The 15,786-nt window shown below is 60.5% G+C and carries 18 protein-coding genes and 1 pseudogene; 15 read left to right on the top strand and 4 right to left on the bottom strand.

The annotated features are described in order from the left end of the window. Positions 1–512 (top strand): annotated as a pseudogene (locus NKI61_RS29700) (transposase); the annotation flags it as partial. Positions 513–698: 186 nt separating this feature from the next. Here the strand turns inward: NKI61_RS29700 and NKI61_RS29695 are convergent. Together NKI61_RS29695 and NKI61_RS29690 are read right to left on the bottom strand one after the other, a co-directional pair. Next, positions 699–863: a hypothetical protein gene (locus tag NKI61_RS29695; protein ID WP_023746489.1), complete on the bottom strand. Its 165-nt coding sequence runs from the start codon at positions 861–863 to the stop codon at positions 699–701. Positions 864–919: 56 nt separating this feature from the next. Further along, the gene (locus tag NKI61_RS29690; RefSeq protein WP_023673549.1) at positions 920–1,309 is read right to left on the bottom strand and encodes a hypothetical protein; all 390 of its coding nucleotides are present in this window, start codon (positions 1,307–1,309) and stop codon (positions 920–922) included. A gap of 300 nt (positions 1,310–1,609) precedes the next feature. On the opposite strand from NKI61_RS29690, the gene NKI61_RS29685 reads away from it, so the two are divergent. The 4 genes from NKI61_RS29685 to queE are packed head-to-tail and all read left to right on the top strand — an operon-like array spanning position 1,610 to position 3,656. After that, positions 1,610–1,855, top strand: coding sequence for a hypothetical protein (locus tag NKI61_RS29685; RefSeq protein ID WP_156936445.1), 246 nt, complete (start codon positions 1,610–1,612; stop codon positions 1,853–1,855). Between the two features lie 15 nt (positions 1,856–1,870). Further along, entirely contained in the window at positions 1,871–2,569 is a 699-nt protein-coding gene (queC, locus tag NKI61_RS29680; RefSeq protein WP_023708066.1) for a 7-cyano-7-deazaguanine synthase QueC, read from the top strand. Beyond that, positions 2,569–2,925: a 6-carboxytetrahydropterin synthase QueD gene (gene queD, locus NKI61_RS29675; RefSeq protein WP_023673552.1), complete on the top strand. Its 357-nt coding sequence runs from the start codon at positions 2,569–2,571 to the stop codon at positions 2,923–2,925. Before queC ends, queD begins: the two co-directional genes overlap by 1 nt. After that, positions 2,922–3,656: a 7-carboxy-7-deazaguanine synthase QueE gene (queE, locus tag NKI61_RS29670; protein WP_352842018.1), complete on the top strand. Its 735-nt coding sequence runs from the start codon at positions 2,922–2,924 to the stop codon at positions 3,654–3,656. Before queD ends, queE begins: the two co-directional genes overlap by 4 nt. A 237-nt stretch (positions 3,657–3,893) precedes the next feature. Here the strand turns inward: queE and hemN are convergent, their stop codons facing one another. After that, positions 3,894–5,243: an oxygen-independent coproporphyrinogen III oxidase gene (hemN, locus tag NKI61_RS29665; RefSeq protein ID WP_352842017.1), complete on the bottom strand. Its 1,350-nt coding sequence runs from the start codon at positions 5,241–5,243 to the stop codon at positions 3,894–3,896. Between the two features lie 152 nt (positions 5,244–5,395). On the opposite strand from hemN, the gene NKI61_RS29660 reads away from it, so the two are divergent. The 10 genes from NKI61_RS29660 to NKI61_RS29615 all read left to right on the top strand — a co-directional run bounded on the left by NKI61_RS29660 (position 5,396) and on the right by NKI61_RS29615 (position 15,545). Then, positions 5,396–6,142, top strand: coding sequence for a Crp/Fnr family transcriptional regulator (locus tag NKI61_RS29660; protein ID WP_023708062.1), 747 nt, complete (start codon positions 5,396–5,398; stop codon positions 6,140–6,142). A 554-nt stretch (positions 6,143–6,696) separates the two neighbouring features. Continuing rightward, positions 6,697–8,307, top strand: a complete 1,611-nt coding sequence (gene ccoN, locus NKI61_RS29655; RefSeq protein ID WP_352842016.1) for a cytochrome-c oxidase, cbb3-type subunit I — start codon at positions 6,697–6,699, stop codon at positions 8,305–8,307. 11 nt (positions 8,308–8,318) lie between these two features. Then, positions 8,319–9,050, top strand: a complete 732-nt coding sequence (ccoO, locus tag NKI61_RS29650) for a cytochrome-c oxidase, cbb3-type subunit II (RefSeq protein WP_023716338.1) — start codon at positions 8,319–8,321, stop codon at positions 9,048–9,050. An 11-nt stretch (positions 9,051–9,061) separates the two neighbouring features. After that, positions 9,062–9,211 carry a CcoQ/FixQ family Cbb3-type cytochrome c oxidase assembly chaperone gene (locus tag NKI61_RS29645; RefSeq protein WP_023690689.1) on the top strand — a complete coding sequence of 50 codons (150 nt, stop codon included), beginning with the start codon at positions 9,062–9,064 and terminating at the stop codon, positions 9,209–9,211. Between the two features lie 2 nt (positions 9,212–9,213). Then, positions 9,214–10,077, top strand: a complete 864-nt coding sequence (gene ccoP / locus NKI61_RS29640) for a cytochrome-c oxidase, cbb3-type subunit III (protein ID WP_352842015.1) — start codon at positions 9,214–9,216, stop codon at positions 10,075–10,077. Positions 10,078–10,205: 128 nt separating this feature from the next. Continuing rightward, positions 10,206–11,765 carry a cytochrome c oxidase accessory protein CcoG gene (ccoG, locus tag NKI61_RS29635; protein WP_352842014.1) on the top strand — a complete coding sequence of 520 codons (1,560 nt, stop codon included), beginning with the start codon at positions 10,206–10,208 and terminating at the stop codon, positions 11,763–11,765. Continuing rightward, positions 11,762–12,259: a FixH family protein gene (locus NKI61_RS29630; RefSeq protein WP_023740423.1), complete on the top strand. Its 498-nt coding sequence runs from the start codon at positions 11,762–11,764 to the stop codon at positions 12,257–12,259. The genes ccoG and NKI61_RS29630 overlap by 4 nt, the downstream gene beginning before the upstream one ends. Then, positions 12,256–14,544, top strand: coding sequence for a cation-translocating P-type ATPase (locus NKI61_RS29625; protein WP_352842013.1), 2,289 nt, complete (start codon positions 12,256–12,258; stop codon positions 14,542–14,544). Before NKI61_RS29630 ends, NKI61_RS29625 begins: the two co-directional genes overlap by 4 nt. Further along, on the top strand, positions 14,541–14,711 hold the full coding sequence (gene ccoS, locus NKI61_RS29620; RefSeq protein WP_023697810.1) for a cbb3-type cytochrome oxidase assembly protein CcoS: 171 nt from the start codon (positions 14,541–14,543) through the stop codon (positions 14,709–14,711). The genes NKI61_RS29625 and ccoS overlap by 4 nt, the downstream gene beginning before the upstream one ends. Positions 14,712–14,777: 66 nt before the next feature. Beyond that, positions 14,778–15,545, top strand: a complete 768-nt coding sequence (locus tag NKI61_RS29615; protein ID WP_023740425.1) for a CBS domain-containing protein — start codon at positions 14,778–14,780, stop codon at positions 15,543–15,545. A 33-nt stretch (positions 15,546–15,578) separates the two neighbouring features. Here NKI61_RS29615 and NKI61_RS29610 read toward each other — a convergent pair. After that, the coding region (locus NKI61_RS29610) for an integrase core domain-containing protein (protein WP_352842012.1) at positions 15,579–15,786 on the bottom strand (208 nt) is incomplete at its 5' end.

The following is a 15,786-nucleotide window of genomic DNA, read 5'->3' as shown; positions in this document are numbered from 1 at the left end:
TCGTACTCGACATTGACGACACCTTCGACGCTGTGCACGGAGGCCAACAGCTTCGCCTGTTCAATGCCCACCATGACGAGTACGGCTTCCAGCCGATCGTCGTGTTCGATGGTGCGGGACGGTTCGTCAGCGCGATCCTGCGACCGGCCAAGCGGCCGAGTGGGGCTGAGATCCGCCCCCACCTGCGCCGTCTGGTGCGGGCGATCCAGATCAACTGGCCGAACATTCGAATCCTGCTCCGCGGCGATAGCCCTTATTGCAACCCGCAGGTCATCGACTGGTGCCGCGCCAACGACGTCGACTTCATCTTTGGCCTCGCGCCCACCACGACCCTGCACAAACATGTCGCGGATCTGGAGGCCAGCACGACCGCGCGCTTCGAAGCGTCGGCCAAGACAGGCAAGGTCCGCAGGTTCAAGAAGTTCGTTGACGGCGCCGCTAGTTGGAGCCGCGTCGAGCGCATCATCGCGCGGGTCGAGGTCGGCGCCCACGGTGGCGATATCCGCTTCGTCCCCCGCCTGCCATCACGCCGGAGCAATCCCGGCGCCTGACGAGGCGCGTGGAAAAGCACCGCAACGGCGACCACAGCGTCGCTTCAGGCCGTCAAAAGCTTATCGCCGTGCATCAAGGCGGCTAGATGGCAACGAGGCTTATGCCGCCCGAGCATCGCAGCTAAGTATGCATGAGGGGTCGTCCCTTCAAAATACTTGATACATTTGCGCTTGCGTAGCTCCTTGCATACGCTCGATGCCAGGAGGAGACCTCTGTTCTAAACGCTCGCATCGATGCAACGCCGTTGACACCATCATCGCGGCGACCCCTTTGCCGCGGCCGCCGCAGCCCTTTTCGAGCATGACGATCATGCCGGCGCCATCGCAGTGATGCACTTGCAAATTCAGAGATGCACTCTGGCCAAATGCTAGGTGCCCAGCATATGTCCGGCATCCCGCAACGCCGCTACGAAGAGACGGGCATTGCCGTTGGCATCCATCTTGGCCTGCATCGACAGGGGCATCCTGTGCCAGCTCTCCAATGCCGCAATGTAATGTGAGAACATACCGTTAACGATGCAATAGTGGGTAACTAGGCCGTGTCCGTCTAACGCCAGCACGCCGAATTGGCCGCCGTGATATCGGATGGCTGCGACCCGCTGGACCTGCGCGTCACCGTCGATCCGCACGTTGAAAAGCAGGCTGCCGCGGCTCCTGGTGGCTATCTCGGCGGCTTTTTCAGCGAAGCTCAACGAGAGCGAGCGGACGCTTTCGACTGCCATCTGTAAAACCATCAAGTTCAGTTCATCCACTGCCATAAGGTACCTGTGCCCAAGACATGGGTGATTGCAATCGACCACACCGCTTGTTCACAGATGTCGGCTCACGACCGGTTATTCAGGGTTCGCCGGTTATCCGTTGAGGGCGTGCTCATCAAAATGATCCTGACGTGGAATGCGCTGCATCTACGAAGCGCGAGGAGCAGGCCAGCCAAAGCTGTCGCGACAATTGATCTCATAATCCACCCCGATATCTGGATTTCGGCATCGCTGAACATCCCTGGTAAGTGAGCTGTTTGCGGCAAGCCCATCTCGGCTTTGTACTCCGAAACCGTTGCAATGGCGTCGCTCGGCGCTCGGGACCGACAGGCTCTGCTCGTCGAGAACTTTGTCCCCGAGAAGCGTTCGACTTTGAGCATTCCGCTGAAGGGTGACGTCTCGCCAGTCAGTGTCCTTGCAGCTCACCGCGATGGCTTTTTGCGCATCGCACGCAAGCGCACGAATTGGTCTCCGTTCACTTCACAAAATGGTTTTCCTGAAGTACTGGAGCGCAGAGAAATCTCCGGTCGCAGCCTACCCGGTTAAAACAAGGACCCAACGATGAAGACTCTCGTCGTCTGCTCCGGCGGATTGGATTCCGTTACTCTTGCCCACAAGGTGGCAGCGGAGCACCAGCTGACCGGCCTGCTATCGTTCGATTACGGCCAACGGCATAGGAAGGAATTGGGCTTCGCCACCCTTTGCGCGGAGCGCCTGAGTGTCCCGCAGCGAATCATCGATATCCACGAGATCGGCGGCGACCTTTCCGGCTCCGCGCTGACCGACAATGTGGACGTGCCCGACGGGCACTATGCGGAAGACACGATGAAGATAACGGTGGTGCCCAACCGGAACGCCATCATGTTGGCCATTGCCTTCGGCCTCGCCGCAGCGCAAGACGCTGACGCAGTGGCGACGGCCGTGCATGGTGGGGATCACGTTGTCTATCCCGATTGCCGTCCGGCCTTCATCGACGCTTTCCAGATGATGCAGGACCACGCGCTCGACGGCTACGCGCAGATTCGCCTTTATGCACCCTATGTGAACCTGACGAAGGCGGACATTGTTATGGATGGAGCCACATACGGCACGCCGTTTGCGCAGACCTGGTCCTGTTACAAGGGCGCCGAGCGTCATTGCGGGAGGTGCGGGACCTGCGTCGAGCGGCGTGAGGCGTTTCACATCGCTGGGCACCCGGACCCAACCGAGTATGAGGACTCCGACTTCTGGCTCGGAGCGCTGCGAAGGACCACCGCGTAATGTTCCGCATCACCAAGGAATTCCACTTCTCAGCCTCGCATCAGCTCACCTCATTGCCACCCGATCACCAATGCGCGCGCCTGCACGGACATAACTACATCGTCGAAGTGGAGCTTTCAGCGGATGGACTGGACGATCACGGCTTCGTGCGCGACTACCACGACTTGGCGCCATTCAAACGCTACATCGACGAGAGCTTCGACCACCGGCATCTCAACGACGTGCTGGGACACGAGCAAGTCACGGCGGAATATCTGGCCAGACATTTCTACGACTGGTGCAAGGCACGCCTGAGCGAAACCGCGGCCGTGCGGGTGAGCGAAACGCCGAAAACCTGGGCGGAATACCGGCCATGACGAATACTCATCCCGCAATCCGCGTTAGCGAGATTTTCGGGCCGACGATCCAGGGCGAGGGCGTGCTCATAGGTTTGCCGACGATCTTCGTCAGAACCGGCGGGTGTGACTATCGCTGTTCCTGGTGCGACAGCCTCCATGCTGTGGACAATCAATTCCGGCATGAATGGGAGATGATGTCCGTTGGGGCGGTGTGGAAAAATGTGCTTGCCCTTTCCGGTGGCCGCCCGGTGATGGTGTCGCTATCAGGCGGCAATCCGGCCATCCAGCCGCTCGGCGCGCTCATCGACCGGGGCCATGGTGACGGTTACCGTTTTGCGCTGGAAACCCAAGGGTCGCTTGCCAGGCACTGGTTTGCGCAGCTTGACGTGCTGATCCTCAGCCCAAAGCCGCCGTCAAGCCGAATGACGACAGATTGGGCCGCTGTCGAGGCGTGCCTCCAGGCGGCACAAGGCAAGCCCCAAGTCGTGCTCAAGCTCATTGTTTTCGACGAAAGGGACTACACCTACGCGAAAGACGCCGCTGCGCAATTTCCGCAACTTCCGATCTATCTGCAGCCCGGCAATCACACGCCGCCACACCCCACAAATGATGACGCGCCTGTCGACCTTGACGGAATATTGAAGCGCATGGAGTGGCTGGTTGACAGCGTGACCCGCGACAGATGGTTCGAGGCCCGCGTGCTGCCGCAGCTGCACGTTGTGCTCTGGGGTAACAAGAGAGCCGTCTAGCCCAGGCCCTTTCCACTGGAACTGCGCCGGCAGAATTCGGGTGAACGGGTGGTTCAGGTCGAAGGGAGCTGTCGCCGACAACCATGATTCCGACAGGCAGGGCTCGAGCGGACGATATCGTCGCTGCGCCAAGACGCGTCTGGTCCGCTCAGAATCTTGTCTCGATAGACGGTCGCCGATCAACAAACGTACCGCGGTCCATGATCGACTGAGAGGCATGACCGTTCCTCTGAGTGCTCAGACTGCCGCCGAGTGCCTGGCCGTTCCAGCTTCGAAATATTTGTCGAACCTGGCCGCGATGCTTCGGACGAAAGGGCGACTTTCAGCCGGCACAACGAATCTGTCGCCATCAAGTTCAAGCAATCGAACCGGATCGTGGAGGGCCATGCAACTTGACTGAAGGAGGAGCCTCTGGCCGGCCTCGCCGAAGCGTTCCACCAGATCGATGGCCGAGAAGGCGAAGTCGCACATCAAACGTTCGATGATCCAGCCGCGAACGCGGTCGTCGTTGGAAAGTGCGATACCCCGAACAGCGGCCAGCCCGCCGTCATCAACCATGCGTCTATATTCGCTAGTTGAAGGCATGTTCTGCGCATAGCCTTGCCGAAACTGGCTAATGGATGACGGGCCGAGCCCGATCAAGATTTCGCAGCAATCGTCCGTGTAGCCCTGAAAGTTCCGGTGCAAAGTCCCGGTGTGTGCCGCAATCGCCAGCGCATCGCCTGGTTTGGCGAAATGGTCGAGCCCGATTGCCTCGTATCCATTGTCTACAATCGCCTGTGCAGCCAGTTGCGACTGGGCAAAGCGCTCCGCGGGACCCGGCAACCAGGCCTCGTCGATCATCGTCTGATGTTTCTTGAACCACGGTACATGCGCGTAGCCAAACAGTGCGATCCGATCCGGTTCCAGGGTCAGTGCCTGCGTGACCGTAGAAGCGACGCTTTCCCTGGTCTGGTGCGGCAGACCATAGAGCAGGTCCAGATTGACGGATTCGACGCCGCGCGAACGAACGCCGTCGACGACCGTCTTGGTCTGCAGGAAGCTCTGCTCGCGGTTGATCGCCTTTTGCACCTTCGGATCGAAATCCTGAACGCCGAGGCTCGCACGGGTCATGCCGATTTCGGCAAGCGCATCGAGGCGGGCATCGTCCATATCGTTGGGTTCGATTTCAACGCTGATCGTGGCGCCGGGAAGAAAGCCGAAGCTGTTGCGCAGGGCGGTTCCCAGCGCCACCATATCTTCGGGCTTGAGCATGGTCGGCGAACCACCGCCGAAATGGACGGCACGCACACGACCTTTGCCTCCAACAAGACCGGCGACGGTAGCGATCTCGGCATGCAGTGAGCGGAGATAGATCGTCACCGGTTCGTAATGGCGTGTCTGCTTGGTATGGCAGGCACAAAACCAGCAAAGCTTGTCGCAGTATGGGATGTGCAGATAGAGCGAGATTTCGTCGCCCTCATCGAGCCGCTGTAGCCAGCCACGACAAACGGTAGCGTCAACGCTTGCATTGAAATGCGGCGCGGTCGGGTAGCTCGTGTAGCGCGGGACGTTCTCGCCAAATCTGGCAACTAGCTTTTGTCGCATGTCGTGGTCCACCGTGTTTGCCTCGCCCGAACTGTGGATGCTTGGATGAGCCTAAGCCCTGATTTCGATCAACCTTCAGCACGGACAAACTGCCGCAAGGATTTTTCTACCGTGGATGCTATCCTGCCCGCACGGAGCGGTAGAGCGATCGAATGACATTACGGCAGGATATTCACAGTTCCGGCATCCCCGTTCTTTGCCTGTCTTGCGAGGCACGGCGCCGCGGTGTCTGTGGCGCGCTAGAGCCAGACCATTTGGCTCAGCTCGCCAAGACGTCGTCGCGGCACAATATCGAGCCGGGGGTCGAACTGATCGGCGACGCCGAGGCGGTCGACTGTTATTCGAACGTGCTTTCAGGCGTGGTGAAGCTCACGAAGAGCCTGTCAGATGGACGCCAACAGATTGTCGGCCTGCAGTTCGCCCCGGATTTTCTGGGTCGGCCCTTCAAGATGAAAAGTGCGATTAATGCGGAAGCGGCAACAGCTGTCTCGCTATGCTCGTTTCCCAGAGCGGCCATCGAACGGATGATGAAGCAGTCACCCGAATTTGTGCATCGCCTGCTCAAGCAGGCGCTGAACGAACTTGACGAGGCACGCGAATGGATGGTGACTCTGGGGCGCAAGACCGCACCAGAGAAGGTGGCGAGCTTTCTCCTCATGATTGCCCGGAACATCGACTCCAATGTTGACCCGACGGCTAGCTCGACGTGCTTCGAGCTGCCGATGACGCGTGCCGACATTTCTGATTTCCTTGGAATCACAAACGAGACCGTGAGCCGTCAGCTGACCAGCCTGAGAATGGACGGCGTGATTCGGATCGAGAACAACCGCCGCGTCACCGTGGACAGCATGAGCCGGCTGGAACGGCGCTGCGGCGGCCGAGGCGCTACAGCCGTTTGAATGACGCAGAAGCTGCATGGCCCCCGTCACTTACTTCATTCGGGGCAGGGCATGCTCGCGTTGGGCTCAGAAGAAGTCGCGTAGCGACAGCCCGTTCTCCATCCGATCGTATGCGCCAGTTGCCTTTCGGCTCGTCGGCGAAGCATCCACACTTGGCCGAAGTCAATACGCCTCATCCGCAGGGGAAAATCGCCGTCTCCCCAAGCCATGAATGTCACGACGGCAGCGTAACGCTGGCGCTGGCTGTTCCAAGGCATTGAACGCGGGGTTCGGTAAGGCGTCGACCTGCTTTCCAGCGTCGCAGAAGGTGCGCTCCCCCACACGCCCGCGGTCGCCTCCGCACCCGGGGCCCGACCGGGGACGCCAGGCCCCATCCATAAACGGGCGGCCGGTGGTGCGCTTCCACATTCGATCGTCGCAGTCTGATCGCACCGAACTCGATGCTGCTCGAGCAAAATGGTGCGGCTCTGACATGGATCAGGGCGAGCAGGCGACGGCTGCGCAATAAGGCACCGCGGTTTGGCATCCGCCGGAATTGGAAATCGGGGCTTGCGATGAAATTCGGCAAAGAAATCGTGCTTCTAAGCCTGTTCGCATTCGCGGCTTTGGTGGCGGCTGGCGCTGGGGTGGATGAACCCTTTCGCCAGCATATGTGGGTCTTGTTCTTCGCCTTGGCTGGCTTCACTGCGATCCTACTGCGTAACACTGAGTTCAAGCCTGCCGCTCCGATCGACCCGTCCGCTTACATGGACGGGCCAATCCGCTACGGCGCCATCGCTACCATGTTCTGGGGTGTGGTTGGCATGGTGGTCGGGGTGGTCATCGCGCTGCAGCTTGCCTATCCCGATCTCAACATCCAGCCCTGGTTCAACTTCGGCCGCTTGCGGCCTCTGCACACCTCGGGCGTCGTCTTCGCCTTCGGCGGCAATGCGTTGCTTTGCACGTCTCTCTATGTCGTCCAACGCACATGCCGCGCTCGGCTGTTCGGTGGCGATCTCGCCTGGTTCGTGTTCTGGGGCTACCAGCTCTTCATCGTCATGGCCGCGACAGGTTATCTGCTCGGCATCACCGAGAGCCGCGAATATGCGGAACCCGAATGGTATGTCGACATCTGGCTGACCATCGTCTGGGTCGGCTACCTGATCCTGTTTCTGGGCACCATCCTGAAGCGCAAGGAACCGCACATCTACGTCGCCAACTGGTTCTATCTTTCCTTCATCGTGACCATCGCGATGCTGCATGTGATCAACAACCTGCCGATGCCGGCCTCCTTTCTCGGCTCCAAGAGCTATTCCGCATTTTCCGGAGTCCAGGACGCCCTGACGCAGTGGTGGTACGGCCACAATGCCGTCGGGTTCTTCCTCACCGCCGGCTTCCTCGGCATGATGTACTATTTCGTGCCCAAGCAGGCCAACCGGCCAGTCTATTCCTACCGCCTGTCGATCGTCCATTTCTGGGCAATCATCTTCCTCTACATCTGGGCCGGGCCGCATCACCTGCACTACACCGCCCTGCCCGATTGGGCGCAGACGCTTGGCATGGTGTTCTCGATCATGCTGTGGATGCCGTCATGGGGCGGCATGATCAACGGCCTGATGACGCTGTCGGGCGCCTGGGACAAGCTGCGCACCGATCCCATCATCCGCATGATGGTGATGGCCATCGCCTTCTACGGCATGTCGACCTTCGAAGGCCCGATGATGTCGATCAAGACGGTCAATTCTCTGTCGCATTATACCGACTGGACCATTGGCCACGTTCACTCCGGCGCGCTCGGCTGGGTCGGCATGATCTCGTTTGGCGCAATCTACTTCATGGTGCCGAGACTCTGGAACCGTGAACGCCTCTATTCGCTCAGGCTCGTCACCTGGCATTTCTGGCTGGCGACGCTCGGCATCGTCGTCTACGCCGCGGTGATGTGGGTGTCCGGCGTCATGCAGGGCCTGATGTGGCGCGAATACGACGAGCAGGGCTTCCTGGTCTACTCCTTCGCCGAAACCGTGGCCGCTATGCACCCTTATTACATCATGCGCGCCATCGGTGGGGCCATGTACCTCTCCGGCACCCTGATCATGGCCTGGAACATCGCCATGACCATCCTCGGCTACCGGCGCGCGCAGGATCCGATGCCGCGCTCCACCCCCGCCCTCCAGCTTGCGCGATGATGAGACAGAAAATGAGGTTGATGAACAGACACGCGGTCATCGAGAAGAACGCTACACTTCTCCTCCTCGGGTCGCTGCTGGTCGTGACAATCGGCGGCATCGTCGAGATCGCGCCGCTCTTCTATCTCGATAATACGATCGAGAAGGTGGAAGGCATGCGCCCCTACTCGCCGCTCGAACTTGCCGGGCGAAACATCTATGTCCGCGAGGGCTGCTACCTCTGCCACAGCCAGATGATCAGGCCGTTCCGTGACGAGGTCGAGCGCTACGGCCACTACAGCCTGGCGGCCGAGTCGATATACGACCACCCCTTCCAGTGGGGATCGAAGCGCACCGGACCGGATCTCGCCCGCGTTGGCGACCGGTATTCCAACCTGTGGCACGTGGATCACCTGACAGATCCACGGTCCGTGGTGCCGGAATCGATCATGCCGAGCTATGCCTTCCTGAAGGACAAGCCGATCGCGGTGAAGGACTTCTCGACGCATCTGGTCGCCAACAGGCGCGTCGGCGTCCCTTACTCCGACGACATGATCGCCAACGCCAATGCCGATTTGATGGCGCAGGCTGATCCCAACGCCGACACATCCGGCCTCGAGGCCCGCTACCCCAAGGCCAAGATCGGCGACTTCGACGGCAACCCGCAGCAAGTCACCGAAATGGACGCGCTGGTTTCTTATCTCCAGATGCTGGGCACGCTGGTCGATTTCAAGAACTACGATGAGACCGCCGGCTACCGCTGAGGACAATGGCCATGACGTACAATTTCATGCGGGAGTTTGCCGACAGCTGGGGCCTACTTGCCATGGCTCTTTTCTTCATCGGATCTGTTGCCTTTGCAGTTCGTCCCGGAAGCCGCAGGCAAGCCGGCGAAGCAGCTCAAATTCCTCTGAAGGAGGACTGATCATGAGCAGCGATCACATCGACGAGGTTTCCGGCATCTCAACCACCGGTCATGAGTGGGACGGCATCCGGGAGCTCAACAACCCGCTTCCGCGCTGGTGGATCTGGACGTTCTACATCACCATAGTCTGGGCGATCGGGTACACGATCGCCTATCCGGCATGGCCTCTGCTGCACACGGCAACCAAGGGTGTGCTCGGCTATTCCAGCCGCAGCGATGTCGGGAACGAGTTGTCCGCGGCTGAAGCAGCCAAGGGCAAATATGTCGCCGCGATAGAAGCGAAAAGTGTTTCGGAGATCGCGGCGGACGACACGCTGCGCGAACTCGCCGTCGCCGCCGGCGGTGCCGCGTTCAAGCTCAATTGCGTGCAGTGCCATGGTTCCGGCGCCCAGGGCTCCAAGGGCTTCCCCAACCTCAACGACGACGACTGGCTGTGGGGCGGCAAGGCGGACCAGATCCAGCAGACGATCACCCATGGCATTCGCTTCGCCTCCGATCCGGATACGCGCCTGTCGGAAATGCCCGCCTTTGCCGACATCATCACCGCCGACCAGATCAAACAGGTCAGCGCCTACGTCGCCAGTCTGTCGGGGGCCGTCGTCAATCAAGCATTGGTCGCGCCGGGCGCAAAGGTCTTTGCCGAAAACTGCGTGGCCTGTCATGGCGACAATGCAAAAGGCAACAAGGAACTCGGCGCTCCAGATCTGACCGACGCCATCTGGCTGTACGGGTCAGGCGAAGCGGCCATCGCCGCCCAGGTAACCGCACCGAAACACGGCGTGATGCCGGCTTGGGGCGCGCGCCTCGGCGAGATCAAGGTCAAGGAACTGGCGGTCTACATCCATTCGCTTGGCGGCGGAGAATAGGAAAGCAGCCTATTCTCGTCCTCCCCCTCCCGCCAAGCGACGAGGCCCGGCGCAAGCCGGGCCTCGGCATCATCCAGAACCGATGAGTCGGCTTCCGGCGAAATCGTCGCTGGTGACTGGAGCTTCTCGTGCTCGATAACACGCAAATAGAACGGATCGAACCCACGACGTTCAACTCCGCCAAGGTGCGCCAGCCAATGTATGCCGCGCGCAGGAAGATCTTCCCGAAGCGGGCCTCGGGCAGCTTTCGCCGATTCAAATGGATCGTGATGGCGATCACGCTGGGCATCTACTATCTGACGCCGTGGCTGCGCTGGGACCGCGGTCCGTTTGCCCCCGACCAGGCGGTGCTGCTCGATGTCGCCAACCGGCGCTTCTATTTCTTCTTCATCGAGATATGGCCCCAGGAATTCTACTATGTCGCCGGCCTTCTGGTCATGGCCGGCGTCGGTCTTTTCCTGATCACATCGACTGTTGGCCGTGCCTGGTGTGGCTACACATGCCCACAGACCGTATGGGTCGATCTGTTCCTGGTCGTCGAGCGCGCGATCGAGGGCGACCGCAACGCACGCATCAAGCTCGATGCCGGTCCTTGGACCACTCGTAAGCTTGTGCTGCGGGCATCGAAACACGTCATCTGGCTGGTCATAGCCGCAGCGACTGGTGGCGCATGGATCTTCTATTTCGCCGATGCGCCGACGCTGCTCGGCGAACTCTTCACCGGCACGGCAGCGCCTGTCGCCTACATCACCGTCGCGGTCCTGACGGCGACGACCTACACGTTTGGCGGGCTGATGCGCGAACAGGTCTGCACCTATATGTGCCCATGGCCGCGCATCCAGGCAGCCATGCTCGACGAGAGCTCGCTCACCGTCACCTACAATGACTGGCGCGGCGAACCGCGCACGCGTCACGCCAAGAAGGTTCTTGCCGCAGGGCATCCCGTCGGCGATTGCGTCGACTGCAATGCCTGTGTCGCCGTCTGTCCGATGGGGATCGACATACGCGACGGTCAGCAACTCGAATGCATCACCTGCGCGCTCTGCATCGATGCCTGTGACGGCGTCATGGACAAGCTCGGCAAAGCGCGAGGACTGATCTCCTACGCGACGCTCTCCGACTACAACGCCAACATGATGCTGGCCACCGCAGGCGGCGCCAGCTCGGTCGATCCATCACTGGTCAGGACGGATGACGGCCTGTTTTCGGACAGGGTGGCGCATTTCCACATCCGCAAGATCTTTCGGCCGCGCACTTACGTTTACATGGCTATGTGGTCGATGATCGGCCTGGGCCTGCTCTTTTCGCTGCTGACCCGCGACCGGCTCGAGATCAATGTCCTGCACGACCGCAACCCGCAATTCGTGACGCTCTCCGACGGCTCGATCCGCAATGGCTATACCGTCAAGCTGCTGAACATGATCCCCGAACCGAGAACGATTATCGTCACCCTCGGGGGTTTGCCAGGCGCAGAGATGAGCATCGTTGGCATCGACCTCCCCGCCGATCGCTCCTTTGCGGTCCAGGTCGAACCCGACCGGCTGAAGATGCTGAAGGTTTTCGTGCGCCTGCCCGCCGATCAGATTAATCGCCAGGCGCAGACCTTCACATTCCGCGTCGAAGACAAGGTCAGCTTCGAGTCCAACGAATACACCGCCACCTTCAATGCGCCGGAGATCGCCAGATGACCGCCACCACGCGAAGACCCCGCGAATTCACCGGCAGGCACATGTTGGCCACCATCCTTGCCTTTTTCGGCGTGGTCATCGCGGTCAATCTGACGATGGCGACGCTTGCCAACACAAGCTGGACCGGCCTTGTCGTCGAAAATACCTATGTGGCGAGCCAACAATTCAACAAGAAGGCCGAGGAAGGCCGTGCGCAGGCAGCGCTTGGCTGGACCGGCCAGTTGACCATCGCATGGGGCGAAGTCCGCTATTGCATCATCGACGCCGCGGGCAAACCGGTTTCCCTGCATGGCGTGAAGGTGCTGTTTCGCCATCCGGCTTACGAGAAAGAGGATGAGTCCGTCACGCTCGCCCTGGTCTCTGGCCAGGAGTTTGCAGCACAACACGTGCCAAGGGATGGTGTCTGGATCATCGAAATAGACGCCGATGCCGGCCTGGCAAGACCTTATCGCGACGTGCGCAGGGTCATGATTTCCAATGGAGCGCTAAAATGAGCTGCTGTGCACCGGGCGCGGAAGTCGCGCTGGATCTTGTCAGCGCCACTTCAGTTCTGCCGTCCAGCCAGGAGGTCAGGCTGGCCAGCCGATCGCTTGGCGACGACCTTCATCAGACCGACCTTTCGGTGCCGACCGTTCATTGCGGCGCCTGCATCCAGACGATCGAGACGGCCTTGGGAAAACTCGGTCACGTCGAGGCAGCTCGCGTGAACCTGTCAACCAAGCGGGTCTCGGTCCGCTGGCGCGGCGACGAGGCTCCACCTTTGGTCGCTGTGCTCGGCCGGCTCGGCTATCAGGCGCATTTGTTCGAAGCCGAGATTGATGCAAAGGACAAGATGCTTTCGGAGCTTATCCGCGCCGTCGCTGTTGCCGGCTTTGCTGCGGGCAACATCATGCTGCTCTCGGTGTCGGTCTGGTCCGGCGCCGAGGGCGCCACCCGCGACCTGTTCCACTGGGTCTCGGCTCTGATCGCCATTCCTGCGCTGGCCTTCGCCGGCGGGATCTTCTTCAAGTCGGCGTGGAATGCGCTGCACCACGGCCACATGAACATGGACGTGCCGATAGCCGTCGGCGTGTCGCTGGCCTACGCCATGAGCCTCTATGAGACGATCACCCATGGCGACCACGCCTATTTCGACGCATCGGTATCCCTGCTGTTCTTTCTCCTGATCGGTCGCACGCTCGATCACGTGATGCGGGAACGCGCCCGCACCGCTGTGAAGAGCCTGTCACAATTGGCCGCACGCGGTGCCATGGTGCTGCGCGGCGATGGCGCTCGGGACTATCTGCCGGTGGGCGAGATCGAACCGGGCATGCTGTTGCTGATCGCCGCCGGCGAAAGAATCCCCGTCGATGGCAAAATTGTGCGCGGGACATCGGACGTCGACTGCTCCCTGGTCTCCGGCGAGAGCACGCCCAGTTGCGTGGCGCCGGAAGACACCGTGCAGGCCGGCGTCCTCAACCTTACCGGTCCGCTGACGATAGAGGCCACAGCCGCCGCGAAGGATTCGTTCCTGGCGGAAATGGTTCGGCTGATGGAGGCCGCCGAAGGTGGTCGCGCCCGCTATCGCCGTATCGCCGACCGCGTGTCGGCACTCTACGCGCCCGTGGTTCATCTCACCGCCTTGGCAACCTTCCTGGGCTGGATGGCGGCGACCGGCGACTGGCATCGGGCGATGACGATCGCAATCGCTGTTCTCATCATCACATGCCCCTGCGCGCTTGGCCTCGCCGTCCCAATCGTTCAGGTGGTCGCAGCGCGGCGCCTGTTCGAAAACGGCATCATGGTCAAGGACGGCTCGGCCATGGAGCGCCTGGCAACGATCGATACAGCCGTGTTCGACAAGACCGGCACGCTCACGCTTGGCCAGCCCAGGCTCGTCAACACGTCGTCGATCGATCCCGCCATGCTGGCAATCGCTGCCGACTTGGCCGCGCATTCGCGTCATCCATATTCAAAGGCCATTGCCGGCTTTGCCGTCAGCAGCAGCCAGCACAAATTCGATGCGGTGACCGAGCACCCGGGTTTCGGGATCGAAGCCACCGCCGCCGGTATCACCTGGCGGCTGGGTCGACGCGGATGGGCTGGCTGGAAGGCGCGAACCGGCGGCGAAGGCAAACATGGCTACGGCGGAACAGTGCTGACGAAAAACGGCATGATTGTCGCATCCTTCGTTTTCGAAGATGCGCTACGCCTCGACACCAGGGCAGCGATCGATCAACTGCGCAACGCTGGTATGTGCGTGGAAATGCTGTCAGGCGATACCGCGAAAGCCTGCTCCGAGGTTGCGGACGAGCTTGGTGTCGATGACTTCGTTCCCTGCCTCCTACCGTCCGGCAAGGTTGAACGCATCGAGAGTCTGGCGAGAGACGGGCACAAGGTTCTGATGGTTGGCGACGGGCTCAACGACACACCGGCGCTGAGCGCCGCGGATGTCTCGATCGCACCCGCCACGGCGGCCGACATTGGCCGCAATGCAGCCGACTTCGTTTTTCTGCGCGAAAGCCTCTTGGCGATCCCGCTGGCGCTGGACGTGTCGCGCAAGGCGGGAAGCCTGATCCGACAGAACATAACAATTGCTATCGTTTACAATGCTGTGGCCGTGCCGATCGCCATTCTGGGCCATGTTACGCCTCTCATCGCGGCGGTCGCGATGTCTGCCTCGTCATTGCTCGTGATTGGAAACGCAATGCGTCTGCAAGGCTTCGCAACGGGTGTGTCGTCCGAAACAGCGCGGCAGGGCAGGCCCGCGCGGGCCGGCGCCTTGGCCCGATTTTCATGACGACGCTCGCCTATCTCATTCCGGTGGCGTTGTTCCTTGGCGCACTCGGCCTGTCCGGCTTCCTGTGGGCGTTGAGAAGCGGCCAGTACGATGATCTCGATGGCGCTGCGGAGCGCATTCTAATCGACCGCGACGACGGCGCGGAGAATCCTCCTCGTTCCAAGTGACTCAGATCAACGCGCCGCGGGTCGGGATGTCCTATCGTCGTCCGACGAAAGATCAGGAGGGTGAGGATGCAAGCCGAATCCATAATGACAAAGCCAGTCATCACGACGGATGCGAACGCGACGATCGCGCAAGCGGTCGAGCTCATGCTTTCAAACAAGGTCAGCTGCCTGCCGGTAGCAGACAGCGACGGCACCCTGATTGGTATTGTAAGCAAAAGCGACTTCTTGCGCCGAGAAGAACTTGGGACCCAGCGTGTGCGTCCGCGCTGGCTGGAGTTTGATCTTGGCCCGGGCACAGTCGCCAATGACTATGCGCGCTCGAACGGACGGATCATCCATCAGGTGATGACCACACCCGTCATCTCGGCGCCTCCTGGCGCCTCGATTGCAGATATTGTCGACCTGATGATGCAACATCGCATCAACAATCTTCCGATTGTCGATCGGGACAGGGTCATCGGCATCATCACGCGAACTGATTTGCTGCTTGTCCTGATCCGCGCCATGCCGAAACAGGGAACCACGCCACCCGATGACGACCTGATCCGCAAGGCTATCCTTGCCGAACTGCAGTCACAAACCTGGAGCGGTGGTGACTTGATCGATGTGAGGGTCAGCGACGGCCTTGTCGAACTGAAGGGGGCGATTGTCGACGAGCGTCAGCGGAAGGCAGCGATCGTTGCGGCTGAGAAGGTTGCCGGCGTCGGGCAAGTCAAGGACGGCCTCCTCCTCAGTACGGATCCGTTCGGTGAAGGTTTCATAGCTGCGGAAAAGGCGGGGACGCGGAGCAGAGTCCCTTTGGTTCTGCTCCCTTCCCACATCACTTGGACATGAGGCCGTCGGCGAGTTCCTTCGGCGTCTAGATGTTTAGTCCCAGGTTTGATGGGTTGGATCGAGCCTGAATCGTTCGGGCTCTTTTGTCCAGAGGGTCTTCAGTCGACGGCCGAAATTATAGGCTAAGACGAAATCGGCGAGATGCTGGCGCAGTTGGTCATGGCTCTGGTAGTAGAAGCGTTTGACGGTCGCATCCTTGATCGTGCGGTTCATGCGTTCGACCTGGCCGTTGGTCCATGGG

This window comes from Mesorhizobium sp. M0514, assembly GCF_040321145.1.
Classification (GTDB): Bacteria; Pseudomonadota; Alphaproteobacteria; order Rhizobiales; family Rhizobiaceae; genus Mesorhizobium.
Note: the sequence above shows the minus strand (reverse complement) of the source record. Positions and strands in the feature narration are given on the sequence as shown.